At 51.0% G+C, this 18600-nt stretch carries 20 protein-coding genes; 14 read left to right on the top strand and 6 right to left on the bottom strand.

Going from position 1 to position 18600, the window contains the following annotated elements; genetic code table 11:
- Positions 1-2: 2 nt before the first annotated feature.
- The gene (gene fdnG, locus V6942_RS20400) at positions 3-3053 is read right to left on the bottom strand and encodes a formate dehydrogenase-N subunit alpha (protein WP_182929733.1); all 3051 of its coding nucleotides are present in this window, start codon (positions 3051-3053) and stop codon (positions 3-5) included.
- Positions 3054-3712: 659 nt separating this feature from the next.
- Here fdnG and V6942_RS20395 point away from each other — a divergent pair.
- The 12 genes from V6942_RS20395 (at position 3713) to V6942_RS20340 (ending at position 12460) form a co-directional block, all read left to right on the top strand.
- A complete protein-coding gene (locus tag V6942_RS20395) occupies positions 3713-4738 on the top strand; it encodes a YiiG family protein (RefSeq protein WP_333501749.1) in 1026 nt (341 codons plus the stop codon).
- 493 nt (positions 4739-5231) lie between these two features.
- Positions 5232-6026, top strand: a complete 795-nt coding sequence (gene fdhD / locus V6942_RS20390) for a formate dehydrogenase accessory sulfurtransferase FdhD (RefSeq protein WP_374956754.1) — start codon at positions 5232-5234, stop codon at positions 6024-6026.
- A 128-nt stretch (positions 6027-6154) separates the two neighbouring features.
- Entirely contained in the window at positions 6155-6367 is a 213-nt protein-coding gene (locus V6942_RS20385; protein ID WP_106929291.1) for a DUF1471 domain-containing protein, read from the top strand.
- A 322-nt stretch (positions 6368-6689) separates the two neighbouring features.
- Positions 6690-6902, top strand: a complete 213-nt coding sequence (locus V6942_RS20380) for a DUF1471 domain-containing protein (protein ID WP_106929291.1) — start codon at positions 6690-6692, stop codon at positions 6900-6902.
- 395 nt (positions 6903-7297) lie between these two features.
- The gene (locus V6942_RS20375) at positions 7298-8278 is read left to right on the top strand and encodes a 6-phosphofructokinase (protein ID WP_106929292.1); all 981 of its coding nucleotides are present in this window, start codon (positions 7298-7300) and stop codon (positions 8276-8278) included.
- An 11-nt stretch (positions 8279-8289) separates the two neighbouring features.
- The gene (locus tag V6942_RS20370; protein ID WP_106929294.1) at positions 8290-8604 is read left to right on the top strand and encodes a PTS sugar transporter subunit IIB; all 315 of its coding nucleotides are present in this window, start codon (positions 8290-8292) and stop codon (positions 8602-8604) included.
- Entirely contained in the window at positions 8597-9964 is a 1368-nt protein-coding gene (locus V6942_RS20365) for a PTS sugar transporter subunit IIC (RefSeq protein ID WP_106929296.1), read from the top strand. Before V6942_RS20370 ends, V6942_RS20365 begins: the two co-directional genes overlap by 8 nt.
- Positions 9951-10793: a class II fructose-bisphosphate aldolase gene (locus tag V6942_RS20360; protein ID WP_106929298.1), complete on the top strand. Its 843-nt coding sequence runs from the start codon at positions 9951-9953 to the stop codon at positions 10791-10793. The genes V6942_RS20365 and V6942_RS20360 overlap by 14 nt, the downstream gene beginning before the upstream one ends.
- A 60-nt stretch (positions 10794-10853) precedes the next feature.
- On the top strand, positions 10854-11123 hold the full coding sequence (locus V6942_RS20355) for a hypothetical protein (protein WP_106929300.1): 270 nt from the start codon (positions 10854-10856) through the stop codon (positions 11121-11123).
- Positions 11124-11132: 9 nt separating this feature from the next.
- On the top strand, positions 11133-11570 hold the full coding sequence (locus V6942_RS20350; protein WP_182934539.1) for a PTS sugar transporter subunit IIA: 438 nt from the start codon (positions 11133-11135) through the stop codon (positions 11568-11570).
- Positions 11567-12127: an AAA family ATPase gene (locus tag V6942_RS20345; RefSeq protein ID WP_106929304.1), complete on the top strand. Its 561-nt coding sequence runs from the start codon at positions 11567-11569 to the stop codon at positions 12125-12127. Before V6942_RS20350 ends, V6942_RS20345 begins: the two co-directional genes overlap by 4 nt.
- 120 nt (positions 12128-12247) lie before the next feature.
- On the top strand, positions 12248-12460 hold the full coding sequence (locus tag V6942_RS20340; RefSeq protein WP_106929291.1) for a DUF1471 domain-containing protein: 213 nt from the start codon (positions 12248-12250) through the stop codon (positions 12458-12460).
- A 41-nt stretch (positions 12461-12501) separates the two neighbouring features.
- Here the strand turns inward: V6942_RS20340 and V6942_RS20335 are convergent, their stop codons facing one another.
- Positions 12502-12825: an AzlD domain-containing protein gene (locus V6942_RS20335; protein WP_182934537.1), complete on the bottom strand. Its 324-nt coding sequence runs from the start codon at positions 12823-12825 to the stop codon at positions 12502-12504.
- Complete coding sequence (locus V6942_RS20330) at positions 12825-13475, bottom strand: AzlC family ABC transporter permease (protein WP_413774323.1); 651 nt, start codon at positions 13473-13475, stop codon at positions 12825-12827. The genes V6942_RS20335 and V6942_RS20330 overlap by 1 nt, the downstream gene beginning before the upstream one ends.
- A 114-nt stretch (positions 13476-13589) precedes the next feature.
- Between V6942_RS20330 and V6942_RS20325 the strand changes: the two genes are divergently transcribed.
- Positions 13590-14138 (top strand): helix-turn-helix domain-containing protein, encoded by a 549-nt coding sequence (locus tag V6942_RS20325; RefSeq protein ID WP_106929309.1) that lies wholly within the window; start codon positions 13590-13592, stop codon positions 14136-14138.
- A gap of 354 nt (positions 14139-14492) precedes the next feature.
- On the top strand, positions 14493-15890 hold the full coding sequence (locus V6942_RS20320) for a carbohydrate porin (RefSeq protein ID WP_333501748.1): 1398 nt from the start codon (positions 14493-14495) through the stop codon (positions 15888-15890).
- A 129-nt stretch (positions 15891-16019) separates the two neighbouring features.
- On the opposite strand, the gene rhaM is transcribed toward V6942_RS20320, so the two are convergent.
- The 3 genes from rhaM to rhaD form a co-directional block, all read right to left on the bottom strand.
- The gene (rhaM, locus tag V6942_RS20315; RefSeq protein WP_333501747.1) at positions 16020-16334 is read right to left on the bottom strand and encodes an L-rhamnose mutarotase; all 315 of its coding nucleotides are present in this window, start codon (positions 16332-16334) and stop codon (positions 16020-16022) included.
- Positions 16331-17479, bottom strand: a complete 1149-nt coding sequence (gene fucO, locus V6942_RS20310; RefSeq protein ID WP_182929731.1) for a lactaldehyde reductase — start codon at positions 17477-17479, stop codon at positions 16331-16333. Before fucO ends, rhaM begins: the two co-directional genes overlap by 4 nt.
- A gap of 197 nt (positions 17480-17676) precedes the next feature.
- Positions 17677-18507, bottom strand: a complete 831-nt coding sequence (gene rhaD / locus V6942_RS20305) for a rhamnulose-1-phosphate aldolase (protein WP_106929319.1) — start codon at positions 18505-18507, stop codon at positions 17677-17679.
- Positions 18508-18600: the final 93 nt, after the last annotated feature.

The raw sequence follows: 18600 nt of genomic DNA, 5'->3' as shown, positions 1-18600 counted from the left end.
CGTTACACCTTTTCCACGTTCACAAGGAAAGACTTAAACTCCGGCGTCTGCGTGTTCGCATCACCGACGAATGGCGTTAACGTGTTGGCAATAAAGCCTTTCTTCGCCACGCCTTCGTAGCCCCAGTGAATTGGAATACCGATGGTATCGATATCCTTGCCGTCTACTTTCAGCGTGCGGATACGCTTGGTCACCACCGCCTTGGCTTTAATATAGCCGCGGTTAGAGGAGACCTTCACGGTATCGCCATGGGCGATGCCGAGCTTATCTGCCAGCTTTTCACCGATTTCCACAAACTGCTCCGGCTGGGCGATGGCGTTAAGCAACGCATGCTTGGTCCAGTAGTGGAAGTGCTCGGTCAGACGATAAGTGGTGCCGACATACGGGAATTTCTCCGCTTTGCCCAACGCTTCCTTGTCGCCTTTAAAGATACGGGCGGCAGGGTTAGAAACCACGTTCGGGTGCAGTGGGTTAGTTCCCAGCGGTGTTTCAAACGGCTCGTAGTGTTCCGGGAACGGACCTTCGGCCATCTTATCGAGGGCGAACAGACGCCCCATCCCTTCCGGCTGCATGATGAACGGCCCGACGTTGCTGCCCGGCGCCGCGGTACTGTAGTCCGGAATGTCCACGCCGCCCCATTTCGCACCGTCCCATTTCAGGAGCTGGCGTTTTGGATCCCACGGGTTGCCCTGCGGGTCAGCGGAAGCACGGTTATAGAGAATACGGCGGTTAAGCGGCCAGGCCCAGGCCCAGCCCAGCGTGTTACCCAGGCCTGACGGGTCGGCGTTATCGCGACGCGCCATCTGGTTACCTTCCGGCGTCCAGCTACCGGCAAAGATCCAGCAGCCGCTAGCGGTCGTACCGTCATCGCGAAGCTGTGCGAACGAGCTCAGTTGCTGCCCTTTTTTGACGATAACCGCACCGGTCGCCGGGTCGATAATATCGGCCAGCGCTTTACCGTTGCTCTCCATCGCCACTTCCTCAGACGCAGGTTCTTCCGGCGTTGAGTAGTTCCAGCTCATGTTGAGAACCTGCTCAGGAACCGGGCCGCCTTCTTCGGCGTACATCTTACGCAGGCGCAAGAAAATACCGGCCAGGATCTCACCGTCAGTCACCGCATCCCCCGGGGCATCGGCGCCTTTCCAGTGCCACTGCAGCCAGCGACCGGAGTTGACGATAGAACCGTTCTCCTCAGCGAAGCAGGTAGATGGCAGACGGAACACTTCCGTCTGAATTTTCGATGGATCGACATCGTTCGATTCACCGTGGTTCTGCCAGAAGGTTGATGTCTCGGTATTGAGCGGATCGATAGTCACCAGGAACTTCAGTTTCGACAGTGACGCGACGATCTTATTCTTGTTCGGGAATGAGGCGACCGGGTTAAAGCCCTGGCAGATATAGCCGTTGACCTTGCCCTGGTTCATCATCTCGAAGTACTGCAGCACGTCGTACCCTTTGTCCCACTTCGGCAGCCAGTCAAAGCCCCAGCTATTTTCCGCCGTTGCTTTATCACCGTAGAAGGTCTTCATCATTGAGACGAAGAATTTCGGGTAGTTGCCCCAGTAGTTCACCTGCCCGTCCAGCAGCGGTTTTGGCGTGTTGGCGGCGAGGTAGGTTTGCAGGTCGGCCTGTTTCTCGCTTGGCAGCGTCATATAGCCCGGCAGGCTTTGTGACAGCAGGCCCAGGTCAGTCAGGCCCTGAATGTTGGAGTGGCCGCGCAGGGCGTTCACGCCGCCGCCTGCCATCCCCATGTTGCCGAGCAGCAGCTGAATCATCGCCATGGTGCGAATGTTCTGCGCGCCGACGGAGTGCTGCGTCCAGCCCAATGCATACAGGAACGAGGCGGTTTTATCGTGAGCGCTGGTTTCTGCGATGTATTCACAGACTTTCAGGAAGTCCGCTTTCGGCGTACCGCAAATCTGCTCAACCACGTCAGGCGTATAGCGGGAAATATGCTGTTTCAGCAGGTTCCAGACGCAGCGCGGGTGGGTGAGGGTGGTATCGCGTTTGGCGTGACCGTTTTCGTCCAGCTCGTAGTTCCACGACGTTTTATCGTACTTACGGGCTTCCGGGTCATAGCCGCTGAACAGACCATCATCGAAGCTAAAATCTTCGCGCACGATAAGGCTGGCGTTGGTATAGGCCTCGGTGTATTCGCGGTTGAATTTTTCGTTATTCAGCAGGTACAGCATGACGCCTGACAGGAAAGTAATGTCAGTACCGGAGCGAATAGGGGCGTAGAAATCCGCCACTGATGCGGTTCGCGTAAAACGAGGATCGATCACAATCAGCTTCGCGCCGTTGTGAATTTTGGCTTCCATCGCCCAGCGGAACCCGACCGGGTGTGCTTCTGCGGCATTACCGCCCATCACCACGATGAGGTTGGCGTTCTTGATGTCGACCCAGTGGTTGGTCATCGCACCGCGACCAAATGTTGGAGCAAGACTTGCTACCGTTGGTCCGTGTCAGACACGCGCCTGGTTGTCGACCGCGAGCATACCCAGCGCGCGGGTGAATTTCTGCGTTAAAAAACCGGTTTCGTTACTGGATGCAGAGGCGCACAGCATACCGGTGGTCAGCCAACGGTTGACGGTGGTGCCGGCATCGTTTTTCTCAATAAAGTTGGCGTCACGGTCGGCTTTCATCAGCTTCGCGATGCGATCGAACGCGTCGTCCCAGCTGATTTTCTGCCATTTGTCGGAGCCTGGCGCGCGATATTCAGGATATTTTAAACGGCTTTCTGAATGGATAAAGTCCACCAGACCTGCGCCTTTCGGGCACAGCGCACCGCGGTTTACCGGGTGATCCGGATCCCCTTCGATGTGGAAAATTGAGGCCTTCGCGTTTTTTGCGCCGTCGCCGAGGCTATACATTAAAAGCCCACAGCCGACAGAGCAGTAAGTGCAGGTGTTACGGGTTTCACGGGTACGCAGCAATTTATACTGCCGTGTTTCCGCGAGTGCGATGCCTGGGGCAAAGCCCAGGGCTGCTGCCGTGGTTCCTGCCATACCGCCAGCGCAGATCTTAAAGAACTGCCTTCTGCTGACCTGCATGGTTAGCTCCTTGTTTCGACATTGTCATTGCTTGTAGTTGTTCTTCGCCAACGAGTGGCAAAGATGCTGAATAATGCGATGCCCTCAGTTCCTGGAGGGCTTTAAATCAGAATACCACAATATCGGTAGGCTTGTTCCAATGCGGTTAATGACAGGTGAATGGATTTTGCTGGCATTAACAATGAACTGTGATGTTGATCACGATTCAGACGAAATGAAACTTCGCTTTAGCGCGGCATCAACAGGTTTAACCACAAGGGATTACCTCTGCCTTTATTGGCCTGTTTGGCGCAATGCGCGGCGAAATAAATCAAGGTTGTACGTTATTTCACTACTAACTTAATCCACAATAAGCCTCAGTTCCCACGTAGCTGTGGTGGAATAGATACCCCGTATTGTCGCGGGTTTCCAGCCGATCTAGCGGCGAGATGGCGCTGTGGTGTCGAGATTTTATTTGCCGTTTCTGCGGCCACCACGCTGGCGGTTTGACGGTTTAAATCCATTCATAAAGATTAATTGGTGGTAGGTTATTATTGATTATTTTTATATTAGTCACAATGAAAGTTTAATTAAGAATTTATTGTGATTAATACGTATCGTTAATTTTCCTTTTGGTTAAAATATTTACTGTAAATATTATTAATTTATAGGATGTTATAATGAAACGGAGTTTACTATCATCAATTATTATTGCCGTGTTGATGACCACCGGATTAACGGCTTGTGATAATGAAACTGAAACTGAGCTTGCCCCTCAGGGGACGCCGTCTGTAGAAAACCAGTCATCAACTCCGGCTGAGGCAGTAGACAGCAATGACGTGCTTAATCAAAAACTGAATGCTTATATCGATTGTTATAATAATCTCCAGAATGGCATTTATCGTGCTGTTGATCGATACGCAAACACGTTCGAAGACTTCCGCACCGGCCCTACAGGCAATGAAGCCGATCCTTCGCCATTAATACCTGTTTATCCAGCAGTTATCGCAGATTGTCGTCAAGATATTAAAGCTGCCTCTGAATTAAAACCTGCGTTTGCATCTCTGGACGCCGCAGCGTTGGCCTTTATTAAGATAGCCGCGCCGTTGGCCGAAACGATCAATAAAATGAATAAATATTATGATCAGGATGATTTTAAGGACGACGCTTTTGCTGGCGCTAAAGAGTTCCATAAAACTTTTATAAAACAGTTTGATGAATTCGATTCTATTGCCCAGAAATATATTGGTGAGATTACCGTGATGAGTAAGCAGCATGCGGTTAATGAAATTAAGGCAACCGAGAAGGAAGAGGGGGAATCCATTAAGTATTATACGCTTCTGACGATGCAGGAAGCTGAAAATATTAATGATGCGGTTGTGGATGATTCTTTTGATGTCGAATTAGTTGCTAAAAAGCTTGCTGAATTTGAAAACCATACACAGCAGTTAAATGAGCAGGTAACAGCTAATATCGATAAGCACCGCAGCTTCCCTGGCTTTATTTCCGAGCTGGAGAAATTCCAGGGGAAAGCTAAAAAACGCCTTCGTCGTGTACGAGATAAAGTCGCTTATACCCAGTTTGAGCAGGGTCAGTTAAGCGACGGTAGCGGCGATCTCGTTGATGGTTCATATCAGTCAGTGGTTAAGGCTTATAACGAACTCATTAGTACCTATAACAGTCATCACCTTGAGCGTGAATACTGAAGTGCTAATGGTGCCCGCTCTTACAAAATTACTCGGGCTTATACCAGTAACCGCGTGCACATGACCGCAGAAGCGAACCAATAAGCGATAAGCCGCGCCTACGGGCGCTTAGACTTGAACCCCGTGTTTTTAATGGGGTTATTATTTTGCCGTAATCGCAAGTCGCTTTTATCACGCCATTACGGTTTTTTGCCTGCCTGAGCCCGCTATGCGCCTTCCTGACTTCACCTTCAGGACTGGTAATCAGGTGTACCGGGTCAATGGTGGTCAGTCCGTAGATCAAGTAGAGACAGAAGTGATTAGAGGGTGTTTGCTGTGACTGTGACGACGGTCCGTAAGCAAAAACTGCAATTGTGCGTTATTGCACCACAAAGTTGATCCATAATAAGCCTCAATTCCCTCATGTTGTGATGGAATAGACGTCCCTTATTTTTCGCCGTTCAGAGTATTTGCCGTGTTTAATGTTAATGAAGAAGTCGACACCTCGTTGCAGCTGGTTGGCGCAGCCGAGCGTACCGTCTTCAGAAGGCCACAGATTATGCAACCCACCATGGATATTCTTGCTGAAGAAGTTCCCGTTGCGCTGGTCTACAACGGCATTTCACACGTGGTCATGATGGCGACGCCAAAAGATCTGGAAGCGTTCGCCATTGGCTTTTCGCTGTCGGAAGGCATCATTGAACATCCGCGTGAAATCTTCGGTATGGATGTTGTGCCTGCTTGTAACGGTATGGAGGTTCGCATCGAGCTCTCCAGCCGTCGCTTTATGGGGCTAAAAGAGCGCCGCCGCGCGTTGGCCGGGCGCACAGGCTGCGGCGTGTGCGGCGTCGAACAGCTCAACGATATCGGCAAACCTATCAAGCCGCTGCCGTTTAGCCAGACTTTCGATCTGGCCCATCTCGATTGGGCGCTAAGGCACTTAAATGACGTTCAGCCGGTAGGCCGTGAAACGGGCTGTACTCACGCGGCTGCGTGGGTGATGCCGTCCGGTGAGCTGGTGGGCGGCCATGAAGATGTTGGCCGCCACGTTGCGCTGGATAAACTGCTGGGCCACCGGGCAAAAGAAGGGGCGCTTTGGCAGAAGGGGGCGGCGCTCGTTTCCAGTCGCGCCAGCTATGAAATGGTGCAGAAATCCGCCATGTGCGGCGTCGAAATTCTGTTTGCCGTTTCTGCCGCCACCACGCTGGCGGTCGAAGTGGCCGAGCGCTGCAACCTGACATTGGTCGGGTTCTGTAAGCCGGGAAGGGCAACGATTTATACCCATCCGCAGCGTTTAATTGGTGGTTAAATATTAATCAGTATTTTTGAGTGAGAACAACAAATCCTTCCGCTTTTTGTTGATCAAGATGTGACCTATTATTTATCACATCAAGGCACAACGCCTTATCCAAACAACTAAGTGAAAGGGTTTATATCATGAAAAGCATCAAAACTTTTGTCGCAGTTATGGCTCTTGCCGCTTCCTTCGGTACTTTTGCTGCTCAGACCGTTACCGCGACCGCCTCCACCATCGACGGTGCTGAAGCAAAAATTGCGGCTCAGGCTGAACAGGCAGGTGCAAGCTCATACAAAATTACCCAGGCATACACCGGTAATCGCGTGCACATGACGGCAGAACTGACCAAATAAGCGATACGCCACAGTCGAAAGAGCGCCCTCGGGGCGCTTTTTTTGTTTCTGACGGGGCGTTATGCAAATGACCCGGGCGCTTTTGGCCCGCGGTTGAAAATGATTAAGCCCAGCTTGTGCCACCAACAGTCGCTTGCCGTCCGTCGACAAGGGGGGTTGGAAGTGAAGATGTTAACTAATAGTTCTATGTGTGAAAATAAATCAATTAATTTGAATGAGAACAGCAAATCATTCCGCTTTTTGTTGATCAAGATGTGACCTATTATTTATCACATCAAGGCACAACGCCTTATCCAGACAACTAAGTGAAAGGGTTTATATCATGAAAAGCATCAAAACTTTTGTCGCAGTTATGGCTCTTGCCGCTTCCTTCGGTACTTTTGCTGCTCAGACCGTTACCGCAACCGCCTCCACCATCGACGGTGCTGAAGCAAAAATTGCGGCTCAGGCTGAACAGGCAGGTGCAAGCTCATACAAAATTACCCAGGCATACACCGGTAATCGCGTGCACATGACGGCAGAACTGACCAAATAAGCGATATGCCACAGTCGAAAGAGCGCCCCGGGGGCGCTTTTTTCTTTTTTAGCGTCATGCAGGCGCTTGTCTCCTCCTCCTCCTCCTTTGCGTAAAAAAAAGCGATATTTATCACATTTCCTTTATCGTATACTTCCCCTTCAGGTTTGCTAAATCATTGCGCAAATAATGGTTATTATCTGCAAAAACAACTCATTGATAATTAAAGATTTAAAATAATAACTGTTAAAAAGATCTCACTTTTAAAATGAGATTTTAATCACAAAAATCATCTCCATTGAGCACACGTCAATGTTTGAATGGGTCTAAATTATCCTTATTTTGTGATCTTCATTGCAAATAAGAACCTTGAAGTCAGGGAAAAATGTTTTCACGGGAAAGCGTGAGGGCAGAAGATGAAAATTGGTATTGTCATTAGCGGTGGAGATGTCTCTGGTATTAATAATTTTATTTTCCAGATTGCCAGGCTCGCCAATGCGCAGATCACGCTATTTAATGGCGGGATACCCGGTCTGCTAGAAAAAAATCATCATGAGATTGCCTTGCGCGACCTGATTGATTTCTCTATCGCGTCCATTCCAATTATTGCTTCTGGGCGAACCAGTCGTAAGCTTCAGCGTAGTGAATATGAGGTTATTGCCAGAAAAATAAAATCATTACGTCTTGATGTGCTGATCATGGCTGGAGGCGATGGAAGTTTGCAATTTCTCAATACGCTAAGCGAGTTTGATATTAACTGCTTTGGCGTTGGTATGACTATCGATAATGATGTTTACGGTAGTGACTATACGATCGGCTTCTCCACTGCCTGTGAGCAGATTATTAAGGAGGTTTCACGACTGCGAAACACCGGAAGAGCACTTCCTGGTCGCGTATTTATGGTCGAAATATTAGGGGGCTACTGTGGTGAATTAACCTTACAGTCTGCAATTAAAAGTAATGCTGATATCGCTCTAATTCCGGAGTCACAAATACCGCTGGATGTGCTCGCCGAGCGCGTGAAGCAAAAGCTGGTAGAGCAGAATAGCGTCATTATTTTATGCTCCGAAGGCTACACGCGGGAGTACTCCCCCGGATTTCAGGGCGCCATTGATACGATGATCAAGCAGCTTGAACCACGTATTGGCGTACGCGTTCGTAAGACGATTGTCGGCTACGGCTTGCGTAACGGCGATCCTACCTGTGAAGAAATTTATCAGGGTACGATTATGGCCAGCGAGGTGGTACGTTGCATTCAATCAGGGATGAAAAATAAAGCCATTATTATTAACTCCAGCAATAAACCTATTCCGATCGATCTTCTTAGTATGAAAAAACGTCTGGTTGATACCGAAGGACACTATTACAAACTTGCCAAACAACTCAATATTATTTGAGGAGACCCTACATGCTTAAAATTCTTTGCGTATGTGGCTGCGGCCTCGGTTCAAGCTTTGCTATTGAAATGACGGCGAAAGCTGTCTTAAAAAAACTGGAAATTCCTGCGCATATTGAACATACCACTGTTTCTGAGGCTGGCGCATTTAAGTCTGACATGATCCTGACCCAGAAAACGTTTGCTGATATTTTAACGGCTGACGCCAGTGAGGAAGAGATCAAACGAGTCGTAATATTAAATAAATTGACTGACAAAGATGAGGTTGAGAGAAAGATTGTTGCTTTTTTAAATGAGCGTAATTTACAGGTAGCCGATTATGAATAGTTTCGTTGAGTTTATCGTTAAAGATTTGCTCGGCCAGGCTTCGATACTGATCGCCTTTATTGCAATGCTGGGTCTGATCTTACAGAAAAAATCGCCGGGCAAGACGGCGGAAGGGACGTTTAAAACGCTGTTAGGTTTTTTAATTATGATGGCGGGAATAAACATTATTGTCGCCACGTTAACGTTCCTGAATGATATCTTCACCCAGGGTTTTGGCATGAAAGGCTATATTACCGATGTTGCCGCTATTGCCGGTCTGGCGAATCGAGAGCTTGGGTCCGAAGTCGCATTGACGTTAATGGTTATTTTTGCCGTTAACATCATTATTGCGCGCCTGACGCCGCTGAAATATATCTTCCTGACCGGCCAGGCCCTGCTGTGGATGGCGACCATCGGCGCGGTGATTGGCTATAAGGCCGGCCTGACGGGGCTACCGTTGATTCTGACCGGCGGCATTTTTGGCGGCGTGATGGCGGTATTAATGCCAGCGCTGGCACAGCCGGTAGTCAGGCGTATTACCGGCTCAGACGACGTGGCGCTGGGGCATTTCTGTACTATCGGCTATCTGGTCCAGGCCGCGGTGGCGAAGGTCGTTGGGAAAGGCTCGCGTTCTACTGAAGACCTTGAGCTGCCTGATAACTTCAAATTTTTACAGGATACTTACCTCGCCATGGCGGTGGTCATGGTACCGATGTACCTCATCCCTGCGCTGGCGGCGGGTCCTGACTATATCGCTCAGTTTTCCAACGGCATTAACTATTTGATGTATGCCTTTATGCAGTCCATTCAGTTTGTTGCTGGGGTCTTTGTTCTCTACAGCGGCGTGCGCTTACTTCTCAATGAGCTGGTGCCTGCGTTTCGCGGTATTGCGATGCGTATCGTCCCGGATGCCAAGCCTGCACTTGATTGTCCGGTGCTGTTTCCTTATGCGCCTAATGCGGTGATTGTTGGCTTCCTGGCGACGACGGTTGGCTCCATCATCGGCATGCTGGTCTTCCCGATGTTTGGCTTGGCGATGATTTTACCCGGCCTGCTGACCAACTTTTTCGCCGGAGGAACGGCGGGAGTGTTTGGTAATGCGCTGGGGGGACGCCGTGGTGCCATGATTGGCGGCGTTGTACACGGCCTGTTTATCACCTTCCTGCCCGCCATTCTGGTACCGATGCTGGAGAGTTATGGTTTCACCGGCGTGACCTTCAGCGATTCTGATGTGATCAGTTCAGGCCTGGTGCTAGGCCATGCTTTCCAGAATAACTGGTTGTTTGTTGCACTGTTTATTGTCTTCGTCGCCGCACTGGCATGGTTCGTAAACGGCAAATCAGCTAAGCCGAAAGGGGAAAATGTTCATGAGTCTGTATAACTTCAACGATATCCTGAAAATTGCGCAGGAACGAAATTTCAAAGCAATCGGCTCTTTTAACCTGCATTGTATTGAAATGCTGCCGGCCTTCTTCAAGGCGGCACAAAAGAGTCATAGCCCGTTAATGATTCAAATCTCAACCGGTACTGCAGAATATCTTGGTTACCGCTTATTGGTTGATGCCGTTGTTTCGCTGGCGGAAAGTGAAAACGTGCCTACCTGCCTGCATCTGGATCACTGTTCGGATATCAGCGCGATTGAAACCGCCATGGATGCGGGGTTTTCTTCGGTTATGTACGACGGTTCGCACCTTGATCTTGAAGAAAATATTGGCAATACGCGGATAGTCGTGGAGATGGCGCGACCGCGAAATATCACCGTCGAGGGTGAACTGGGCGCAATAGGCGGCTCTGAAGACGGCAAAGCCGTTGCGGCGGAGGATATCTGCTTTACCACGGTGGAAGATGCTAAACGTTTTGCCGAGGAAACCCGCGTCGATATGCTGGCGGTATCCGTCGGCACGGTGCACGGCCTCTATACGGGCAAAGCCGAGATTCAACATCAGCGCCTGAAAGAAATAAGCGCAGCCACCGGCGTGCCCCTGGTGTTGCACGGCGGTACGGGGGTGAGTGATGAAGATATGCGGCTCGCCGTCACTGAAGGGATCAATAAAGTGAACGTAGGAACGGAAATGAACGTTCAATGGGTTGATCAATGTAAGAACACGTTCGAAAAAGGCAAGGTTAACGATAGCGTGAGGAAGTTTTTAATCCCGGCAAATAATGCCGTTACACAGGTATTGATGGAAAAAATCGCTTTATTTAAATAACGCCTTATTCTTTGGTTAACTATTCTTATTGCCCTGTAGTTCGTCAGGGGGGAGCTCGCTATGTTTGAATCTTTGAAAACGTTGTGGAAAAAAGAAAATAGCCCGCCGCAGGATTATGATGAACAGTCTCACCAGCTGGCAGCAGAAATAAACCGGCTGGAGGATGAACTACAGGGCCATCCTGATAATGGCGAAATACAAAAAGCACTTATGTTAGTTTATAACCGGGCGCTACCGATATATGCGAAAAGTCAATCACACCGTAATCAGATAGATTCACTTTTTATTCGCATCGATAATTTACGGAATATTATTCGTCGGAATATTTAGGGAGTGGCTATGACGATCAAAGAACTCTTAATTGAGGCGGATGCCATACAGGTTGGCGTGACGGAGTCGGACTGGCAGCAGGTCATCCGCCTGGCCGCTGGCCCGCTGGAGACAAAAGGCTATATTTCGGCTGATTATGGCCAGGCCGTTATTGATAATACTCTTAGCCATGGTGCGTATTATGTGTTTGAGGAAGGCGTAGCCATTCCCCATGCCCGCCCGGAATGCGGAGTGAAGCGTAACTGTTTTAGCCTGGTCGTACTGGAAAAACCCATTCGTTTCGCTGACAGCGACGCTGCCGACATTGTGATTATGTTTGGTGCTCAGGACAGTAATGCGCATATTGAAGAGGGGATTCGGGCAATTGTGGCGCTGCTGGATAACGACGAGCGAATGGCGAGACTGCGTTCGGCACATTCGAAAGAAGAGGTGATTGCGCTGTTATGAAAAGAGCTCTTATACCCCATGCTAAAACGGTGATTCTGGTTAATGGCGTTCCCGCTTCGGGGAAAAGCACGCTGACTCGCCAGCTCTCAGAAACGTTTGGGTTGCCGCTGCTGACTATCGACGGTATCAAAGAACCCTTTATGGCACGCTTTACCGATATCGATCGGCCTTTTAATCGCCAGTTGGGTTGTGCGGCTTATGAAGCGATGTGGTCGATAGTCGGGCAATCTCCCGCCAGCTGCATCTGGTTGATGGATGCCTGGTTTGGTTTTCAGCCAAGGGAGGTTTTGCAGCATCTGACGCAGCAGGCCGGGGTAGAAAAGATATTAGAAATCTGGAACGCGATCTCTCCTGAGCAGGTGGTTTCGCGCTATGCGCAGCGGCTACAGCAACGTCTTTCTGGCCACCCTGGCGAAGAGTATCTACCGGAACTGGCGCAACTGGCTGCGCGCGCTGAGCCCATGAGGCTGGGGGCGGTATTGACCGTCGATCAGCAAAAGCCGCTGGATATTGAAGAAGTTAACCAATGGATCGAACGTGAGGCGTGTAAAATTTAATCAATTAATTTGAATGATATCAGCAAATCCTTCCGCTATTAGTTGGGCAAGATGTGGCCTACTATTATCACATCAAGGCACAACGCCTTATCCAAACAACTAAGTGAAAGGGTTTATATCATGAAAAGCATCAAAACTTTTGTCGCAGTTATGGCTCTTGCCGCTTCCTTCGGTACTTTTGCTGCCCAGACCGTTACCGCAACCGCCTCCACCATCGACGGTGCTGAAGCAAAAATTGCGGCTCAGGCTGAACAGGCAGGTGCAAGCTCATACAAAATTACCCAGGCATACACCGGTAATCGCGTGCACATGACGGCAGAACTGACCAAATAAGCGATTTGCCACAGTCGAAAGAGCGCCCTCGGGGCGCTTTTTTAGTTTATACCTGCCAGACGTAGCAGCGCGGTGGCCGCGGCTGCGGCAATAATCACTACGATCAACGGTGCTTTACGCCAGGCCAGAAATACCGCAAACCCAACCCCTAAAACCCGCGCCATGCCGGCGAAATGCTCACCTTCATAGAAGGTGGTGGCCAGCGCGACCGAGAAAAGCAGCACCGTCGCAGCATCAGAAAGCAGCGCCTGCGAGCGTTCGGAAAAGGCCAGGCGGCTGCCCAGCTTTGCGCCTCCCAGGCGCATCAAATAGGTGCCAATGGAAAGCACGGCGATACCGGTGATAAACAGCGTCATATTGCCCATTATTTCTTCCTCGCCAGCAGACCGAATAGTGAAAGCAGCACCGGGAGCCCCACCGGGGCGAAAGGAACGCAGGCGAGCGAGATAGCCGCGCCGCTGCAGGCGCGAATCAACGTGGTGCGATTCTTAAACGCGGAAATAACCAGTGCCAGCAAAATGGCCGGGAACACGGCATCAAGGCCGATTGTTTCCGGGGCGGGCAGCAGTTTGCCTACTGCGGCGCCGAAAAGTGCACCCAGCGGCCAGAATAGCGCAACGCCCATTCCACATAGCCAGAAAGCCGCTTTTCGCTGTTCGGGCGTGGGCTGAGACAGCCCAAACACCACGCTTTCATCGTTCATAATATGGCATCCGATAAAACCGGCGGCGCGGCGGCCAACCAGATCGCGCACGGTGACGCCAAATGGAATATGCCGGGCGTTGACCAACAGCCCTGCTGCGGCCGCGGCCAGCGGGTTACCGCCGCTGGCCACAATACCGATGAACATAAATTCAGAGGCGCCCGCAAGTACGGAAACGGAGAGCAGCAGTGGAACCCACAGCGGAAAACCGTATGCCATCGCGAGCGAGCCGTAAGATACGCCCACGACGCCGACCGCCAGACAGACCAGAAAAATGGCTTTCACCGTGCTGCTTTTCAGGCAGGAGAACATTTTTACAGACATGTAAATTTACCATATCGAACGATATATCCATTATAATGAACGAATCAAAGTGGTAGTTCAAGGCGAACGTTACGTTCGATATATAAAACGATGGAGTTGTGTATGACACAGCCAATCAGCGTGATTGCAAAAAGCCTGGTGCGCGAGCGGGCCAGAACCGGCCTGTCGTTGGCCGAAATCGCCCGCCGTGCCGGTATTGCCAAATCTACGCTTTCGCAGCTTGAAGCAGGCAACGGTAACCCAAGTCTGGAGACCCTATGGGCGCTTTGCGTCGCGCTGGATATTCCGTTTGCGCGGCTGCTGGAGCCGCAGCCGAATAAAACGCAGGTCATTCGGCGGGGTGAGGGTACCAAAGTGATTGCCGAGCAGGCTAACTATCAGGCGACGCTGCTGGCGACCTGCCCGCCGGGCGCACGGCGTGATATTTACCTGCTGACTACGCAGCCGGGTGCCGATCGCGTCTCTCATCCTCATCCTCCGGGCTCAATTGAGCATATTATCGTAACGCAGGGAAGGGCGCTGGTGGGGTTAACCTCCGGGCCGGAGGAGCTGAATGCGGGGGACTACATTTGCTATCCCGCAGATGAAGAGCACCTGTTTAAGGCGCTGGAGCCCGATACGATGGCTATTCTGGTCGCTGAGCAGAACTGATGTCGTCTCTATGCAGTAATACATGTTACTGCATAGATATTAAATAAATACATTGTGAAAATAATGCATTGTTTTTATTTTTAAGTTTAATAAATAATTTTCTATTATATTTCTTTCCGTCTTGTTTATTTTCTTCATTTTCAGTGTTATCTCGCTCACGATCTTTTAATGCCCGTTATTTACGGACTAAACTTTATTAGCTAGTGTTCTCGTGCTTGTCATGGAATGTGTTTTATTTGTGAAGCATTTCCTTTGGTAATTAAATTATAAAAAACATTCATCGCAGTAATACAAGTGCGCACGAAATCTCTTCTGGGGTTTTGGAGTGAGTCTTTATTTCAAGGAAAGTAAATAATGAAGAAATCAACATTAGCAATTGCTATTGGATTATTATTAGTGGCCAATACCGGTTTTGCTAAAACAACGAAAGTGACGTTGGAACAGCGGCTGGAGCAGTTAGAATCTCGCCTGGAAGCGGCGGAGAGCCGCGCTGACCAGGCCGAGCAGAAAGTGCAGGATATGCAGGTTCAGCAGGCGGCTGAAATCAAAGAAATTAAGGACGCTCAAGGCAATACGCCGGTTAATGGTCAAACGTCAGCTGATGAAACCAAGAAAAATGCCGCAATGCCTAACCTTCAGTTAACGGGTTATGGCGATCTGAAAATCTATGGCGACGTGGAATTTAACATGGACGGTGAAAGCCGCCGCGGCACGCTCACCAAGCTGAATGAAGATAAATCCATCGGAACGTGGGATATGGACGGTCGTATCCTGATTGGCTTCGACGGTAAGCGTAAGATGGATAACGGCCAGTTCGCGGGCTTCTCTATCCAGCCGCTGGCGGATATGTACGGCAGCATGAATCTTGATGATGCGCGCTTTAACTTCGGTCAGGAAAATGACTGGAAAATTGAAATCGGTCGCTTCGAAGCCGCCGATATGTTCCCGCTTAATCAGGATACCTTCGTTGAGCACTCCGGGAACACCGCCAACGACCTGTACACCGATGGCCAGGGTTACATCTATATGATGAAAGAAGGCCGCGGTCGTTCCGATGCGGGCGGTAACTTCCTGATGAGTAAGCAGGTTGACGACTGGTACTTCGAACTGAACTCGCTGATTGAAGACGGCACCACACTGTTTGCTGATGGCGACAATGTGAAAGTCGATGGTCGTACCTACCACGGTCGTAAGATGGAACAGGAGAAAAACGTTGTTTATCTGCGTCCGGTAGTGAACTGGAAGCCGACGTCTGAACTTTCCTTCTCTGCGGCGATGGAAGCAAACGTTGTGAACAACGCCTACGGCTATACCAACAGTAAGGGTGAGTTTGTCGATCAGTCCGACCGTACCGGCTATGGTTTAACCATGACCTGGGATAATACCAAAGGCGATCCGGATAACGGCGTTATCTTTAACCTGAACACCGCTTACTTAGACGCGAACAACGAAGATGACTTTACTGCCGCCACCAACATCTGGTGGAAAAACTTCGAAGTGGGTTATATCTACGCACATAACAAGATTAGCGATTTTGCAGGCGTAGTTTGTGAGAATAGCTGCATTATTCAGGAGGAAGGCACTTACGATATTCATACCGTGCATGCCTCCTACTGGATTAAAAACGTCATGAATATGCAGAACTTCAACATTTACCTGGGGACCTATTACTCTAAAATTCAGAGTGACCAGGAAATCTCCACCGACGACGATCGCTACGGCGCGCGCGTTCGCTTCAAATACTACTTCTAAAAAACAAAGGCCTCTGCAAGCAGAGGCCTTTTTCTTCGGTAGGCCTGATAAGCCTGGCGCCATCAGGCTCTTTAGCGCACATTGCCGGAGGGCGGCTAGCGCCTTATCCGGCCTACAAATAGCGCTAACTTACGCCAGGTAAAACACGTCCTTCAGCTCTGCGCTGACCGGGCTATTATCCGGGTTCGACGGCATGACATCGGTCATGTATTTCCACCAACGCTGGCACACGTCGGTATTCGCTACCGCATTCCAGCGCTCTTCAGACTCGATTTCCACAGTCGCGAACAGCAGGCTGCGCGTTTCATCGAGATAAATGGCGTAATGGTGTGCGCCGTGTGATTTCAACACGGCTTCCAGTTCCGGCCAGATTGGGTTATGGCGACGCTGATACTCTTCGTGTGCGTTGGCGTTTACCTGCATCACAAAGGCTTTGCGAATCATAATGCCTCCAGATACAGCTCACGAACCTCTTCGCGGCTGGCGGTACGCGGGTTGCATGGTGCGCACGGGTCGGCCAGCGCTTTATCCAGCCATCCTTCGATGTCGTCTTTGGTCACGCCTAATGCGCTGAAGCCCTGCGGAATACCTACGCGGGCGCTGAGCTGCCGGATAGCGTTAATGGCTTCCATACTGGCCGCTTCGTCGCTCATGTTGCGGGTATCGACGCCCATCGCCTGCGCGACGCGCGCAAAACGCGCTACCGCGTTCGGGCGGTTAAAGTTTTCGATGATCGGCAGCAGGATGGCGTTACACACGCCGTGCGGCAGGTTGTGGGTCGCGCCAGGCTGGTGTGCCAGCGCATGCACCAGGCCCAGACCGGCGCTGTTGAACGCCATGCCCGCCAGGTACTGACCAAAGGCCATTTGCTCGCGCGCTTCCAGGTTATGCCCGTCATCAACGGCTTTCGGCAGCCACAGCGTAATCAGGCGGATAGCCTCCAGCGCATTGGCGTCGGTCAGCGGGTGCGCGCCAACGGAAACGTACGCTTCAACCGCGTGGGTCAGCGCATCCATGCCGGTTGCTGCGGTAACAGAGGCGGGGATATCAAGCATCACGCTGGCGTCATCCACGGCGATGTCCGGAATGATATTGGAATCGATAATGACTTCTTTCACCTGGCGCACGGTGTCGATGATCACCGCATTGCTGGTCATCTCGGCGGCGGTACCGGCGGTGGTGTTGATGGCTACCAGATGTACGCCCGCGTTCAGCACTTTGCCCACGCCGGAGTAAGCGGTAGACGGGCCCGGGTTGGCGGTAAGAATTTTAATCGCTTTCGCGGTGTCGATCGGGCTGCCGCCGCCAAAGGCGATGATGTAATCACAGCCTTCGGCCTGATAGGCTGCATAACCTTTCTGCACCAGTTCTTCCGTGGGGTTTGGAAAAACCTCGTCAAACAGGTGATAAGACATTTTATGGCCGTCCAGCGCGGCAAACAGGCTGTCCAGCAGGCCCAGCTTAACCAACTGGCCGTCCGTGACGATCAGCGCCTTGCCCCACTGTTTACCCGCGACCAGATTAACCATATCGGCAATCGCGCCCGCACCGTGCAGGCTGATTTTTGGCAGTGCTAACATAAAACTCATGGTGTTTCTCCTTGATACCTATTTTGTTAAATTCAGCGTCCCTTCAGCATGATTGGCGTTGTCTTTCTGGCGGAGAAAATAAGTAAGAGTCATGCCACTGGGGATGAAAACCTATCCCATTAGCTCAGCATGAAAGCCATTTCTAATGGGATGAGCTCTGGCGCCTGACCCCTGTAGCGGGAGGTCAGGCGATGTGCTTATTTATACAGATTCAACGCGCTGGCCATCGGGGTGACGCCAAAGCGCTGGCCGAGGGCTATCAGTTCTTGCTGCGTGATGGTTTGCTTCATGCCGCCCATTGAGTACACCTTAACCAGCACTTCGGCGGATTTTTCGGCGGTATCAATCAGACCAAACGTTTCGTCGAGCGTAGGGCCGCTGCCGAAAACCCCGTGGAACGGCCACAGCACCAGAGAATGCTGACGCATTTCAACGGCGGTTGCCTGGCCGATTTCATCGGTACCCGGTACCATCCACGGCAGGATGCCAACGCCGTCCGGGAAGACCACCAGACACTCGGTGCTGCCTTCCCACAGCTTGCGGGTGATCAGCGCGCTGTCATTTTCCAGCACGTAGGTCAGTGCGATCAGGTTGGTCGCGTGACAGTGCATGATGACGCGGTCTTTGCCGTTGGTTAGTTTGATACGTTCACAATGCGACAGGAAATGTGCCGGCAGCTCGGATGTGGGGACGGCTTCGTGAGTCAGCCCCCACAGAATATGGTAGCCAGCACCGTCGCTATCGACTTTCACCACGCCCAGGTTGGCGGACGGATCGAGCTGTACGTTACGGAAGAATTTGCCGGAGCCCGTGACGATAAACGGCGTGTTGGCCAGCATCGGCATCGGTTGGCTCAGGGCGATATAGCGCGGTTTTGCGTGGAAGTCAGCGGCGAACGGCGCGATATCTGCTTCGTCCAGACGCAGCGTCAGGTTGCCGCCGTTGCGTTCATCCCAACCTTTTAACCACGCGTCTGAGGTGGCTTTAATCATGCCCTGGACGAACCAGGAATCGGTAATGGTCTGCATAGTCTTGTTATCCTGTGTACTTTGCTGCCCGATGGCGCTGCGCTTATCGGGCCTATAATGGCCGTTGTTTCGTAAGCCGGATAAGGCAACGCC

It is taken from the genome of Kluyvera genomosp. 2, assembly GCF_036759865.1.
GTDB classification, from domain to species: Bacteria; Pseudomonadota; Gammaproteobacteria; order Enterobacterales; family Enterobacteriaceae; genus Kluyvera; species Kluyvera ascorbata_B.
Note: the sequence above shows the minus strand (reverse complement) of the source record. Positions and strands in the feature narration are given on the sequence as shown.

Excerpts from the sequence above, each read along its gene's own strand:
- V6942_RS20395 (WP_333501749.1), top strand. The coding sequence starts at position 3,713 with ATGAAACGGAGTTTACTATCATCAATTATTATTGCCGTGTTGATGACC.
- V6942_RS20385 (WP_106929291.1), top strand. The coding sequence starts at position 6,155 with ATGAAAAGCATCAAAACTTTTGTCGCAGTTATGGCTCTTGCCGCTTCC.
- V6942_RS20380 (WP_106929291.1), top strand. The coding sequence starts at position 6,690 with ATGAAAAGCATCAAAACTTTTGTCGCAGTTATGGCTCTTGCCGCTTCC.
- V6942_RS20375 (WP_106929292.1), top strand. The coding sequence starts at position 7,298 with ATGAAAATTGGTATTGTCATTAGCGGTGGAGATGTCTCTGGTATTAAT.
- V6942_RS20370 (WP_106929294.1), top strand. The coding sequence starts at position 8,290 with ATGCTTAAAATTCTTTGCGTATGTGGCTGCGGCCTCGGTTCAAGCTTT.
- V6942_RS20365 (WP_106929296.1), top strand. The coding sequence starts at position 8,597 with ATGAATAGTTTCGTTGAGTTTATCGTTAAAGATTTGCTCGGCCAGGCT.
- V6942_RS20360 (WP_106929298.1), top strand. The coding sequence starts at position 9,951 with ATGAGTCTGTATAACTTCAACGATATCCTGAAAATTGCGCAGGAACGA.
- V6942_RS20355 (WP_106929300.1), top strand. The coding sequence starts at position 10,854 with ATGTTTGAATCTTTGAAAACGTTGTGGAAAAAAGAAAATAGCCCGCCG.
- V6942_RS20350 (WP_182934539.1), top strand. The coding sequence starts at position 11,133 with ATGACGATCAAAGAACTCTTAATTGAGGCGGATGCCATACAGGTTGGC.
- V6942_RS20345 (WP_106929304.1), top strand. The coding sequence starts at position 11,567 with ATGAAAAGAGCTCTTATACCCCATGCTAAAACGGTGATTCTGGTTAAT.
- V6942_RS20340 (WP_106929291.1), top strand. The coding sequence starts at position 12,248 with ATGAAAAGCATCAAAACTTTTGTCGCAGTTATGGCTCTTGCCGCTTCC.
- V6942_RS20335 (WP_182934537.1), bottom strand. The coding sequence starts at position 12,825 with ATGGGCAATATGACGCTGTTTATCACCGGTATCGCCGTGCTTTCCATT.
- V6942_RS20330 (WP_413774323.1), bottom strand. The coding sequence starts at position 13,475 with ATGTTCTCCTGCCTGAAAAGCAGCACGGTGAAAGCCATTTTTCTGGTC.
- V6942_RS20325 (WP_106929309.1), top strand. The coding sequence starts at position 13,590 with ATGACACAGCCAATCAGCGTGATTGCAAAAAGCCTGGTGCGCGAGCGG.
- V6942_RS20320 (WP_333501748.1), top strand. The coding sequence starts at position 14,493 with ATGAAGAAATCAACATTAGCAATTGCTATTGGATTATTATTAGTGGCC.
- rhaM (WP_333501747.1), bottom strand. The coding sequence starts at position 16,334 with ATGATTCGCAAAGCCTTTGTGATGCAGGTAAACGCCAACGCACACGAA.
- fucO (WP_182929731.1), bottom strand. The coding sequence starts at position 17,479 with ATGAGTTTTATGTTAGCACTGCCAAAAATCAGCCTGCACGGTGCGGGC.
- rhaD (WP_106929319.1), bottom strand. The coding sequence starts at position 18,507 with ATGCAGACCATTACCGATTCCTGGTTCGTCCAGGGCATGATTAAAGCC.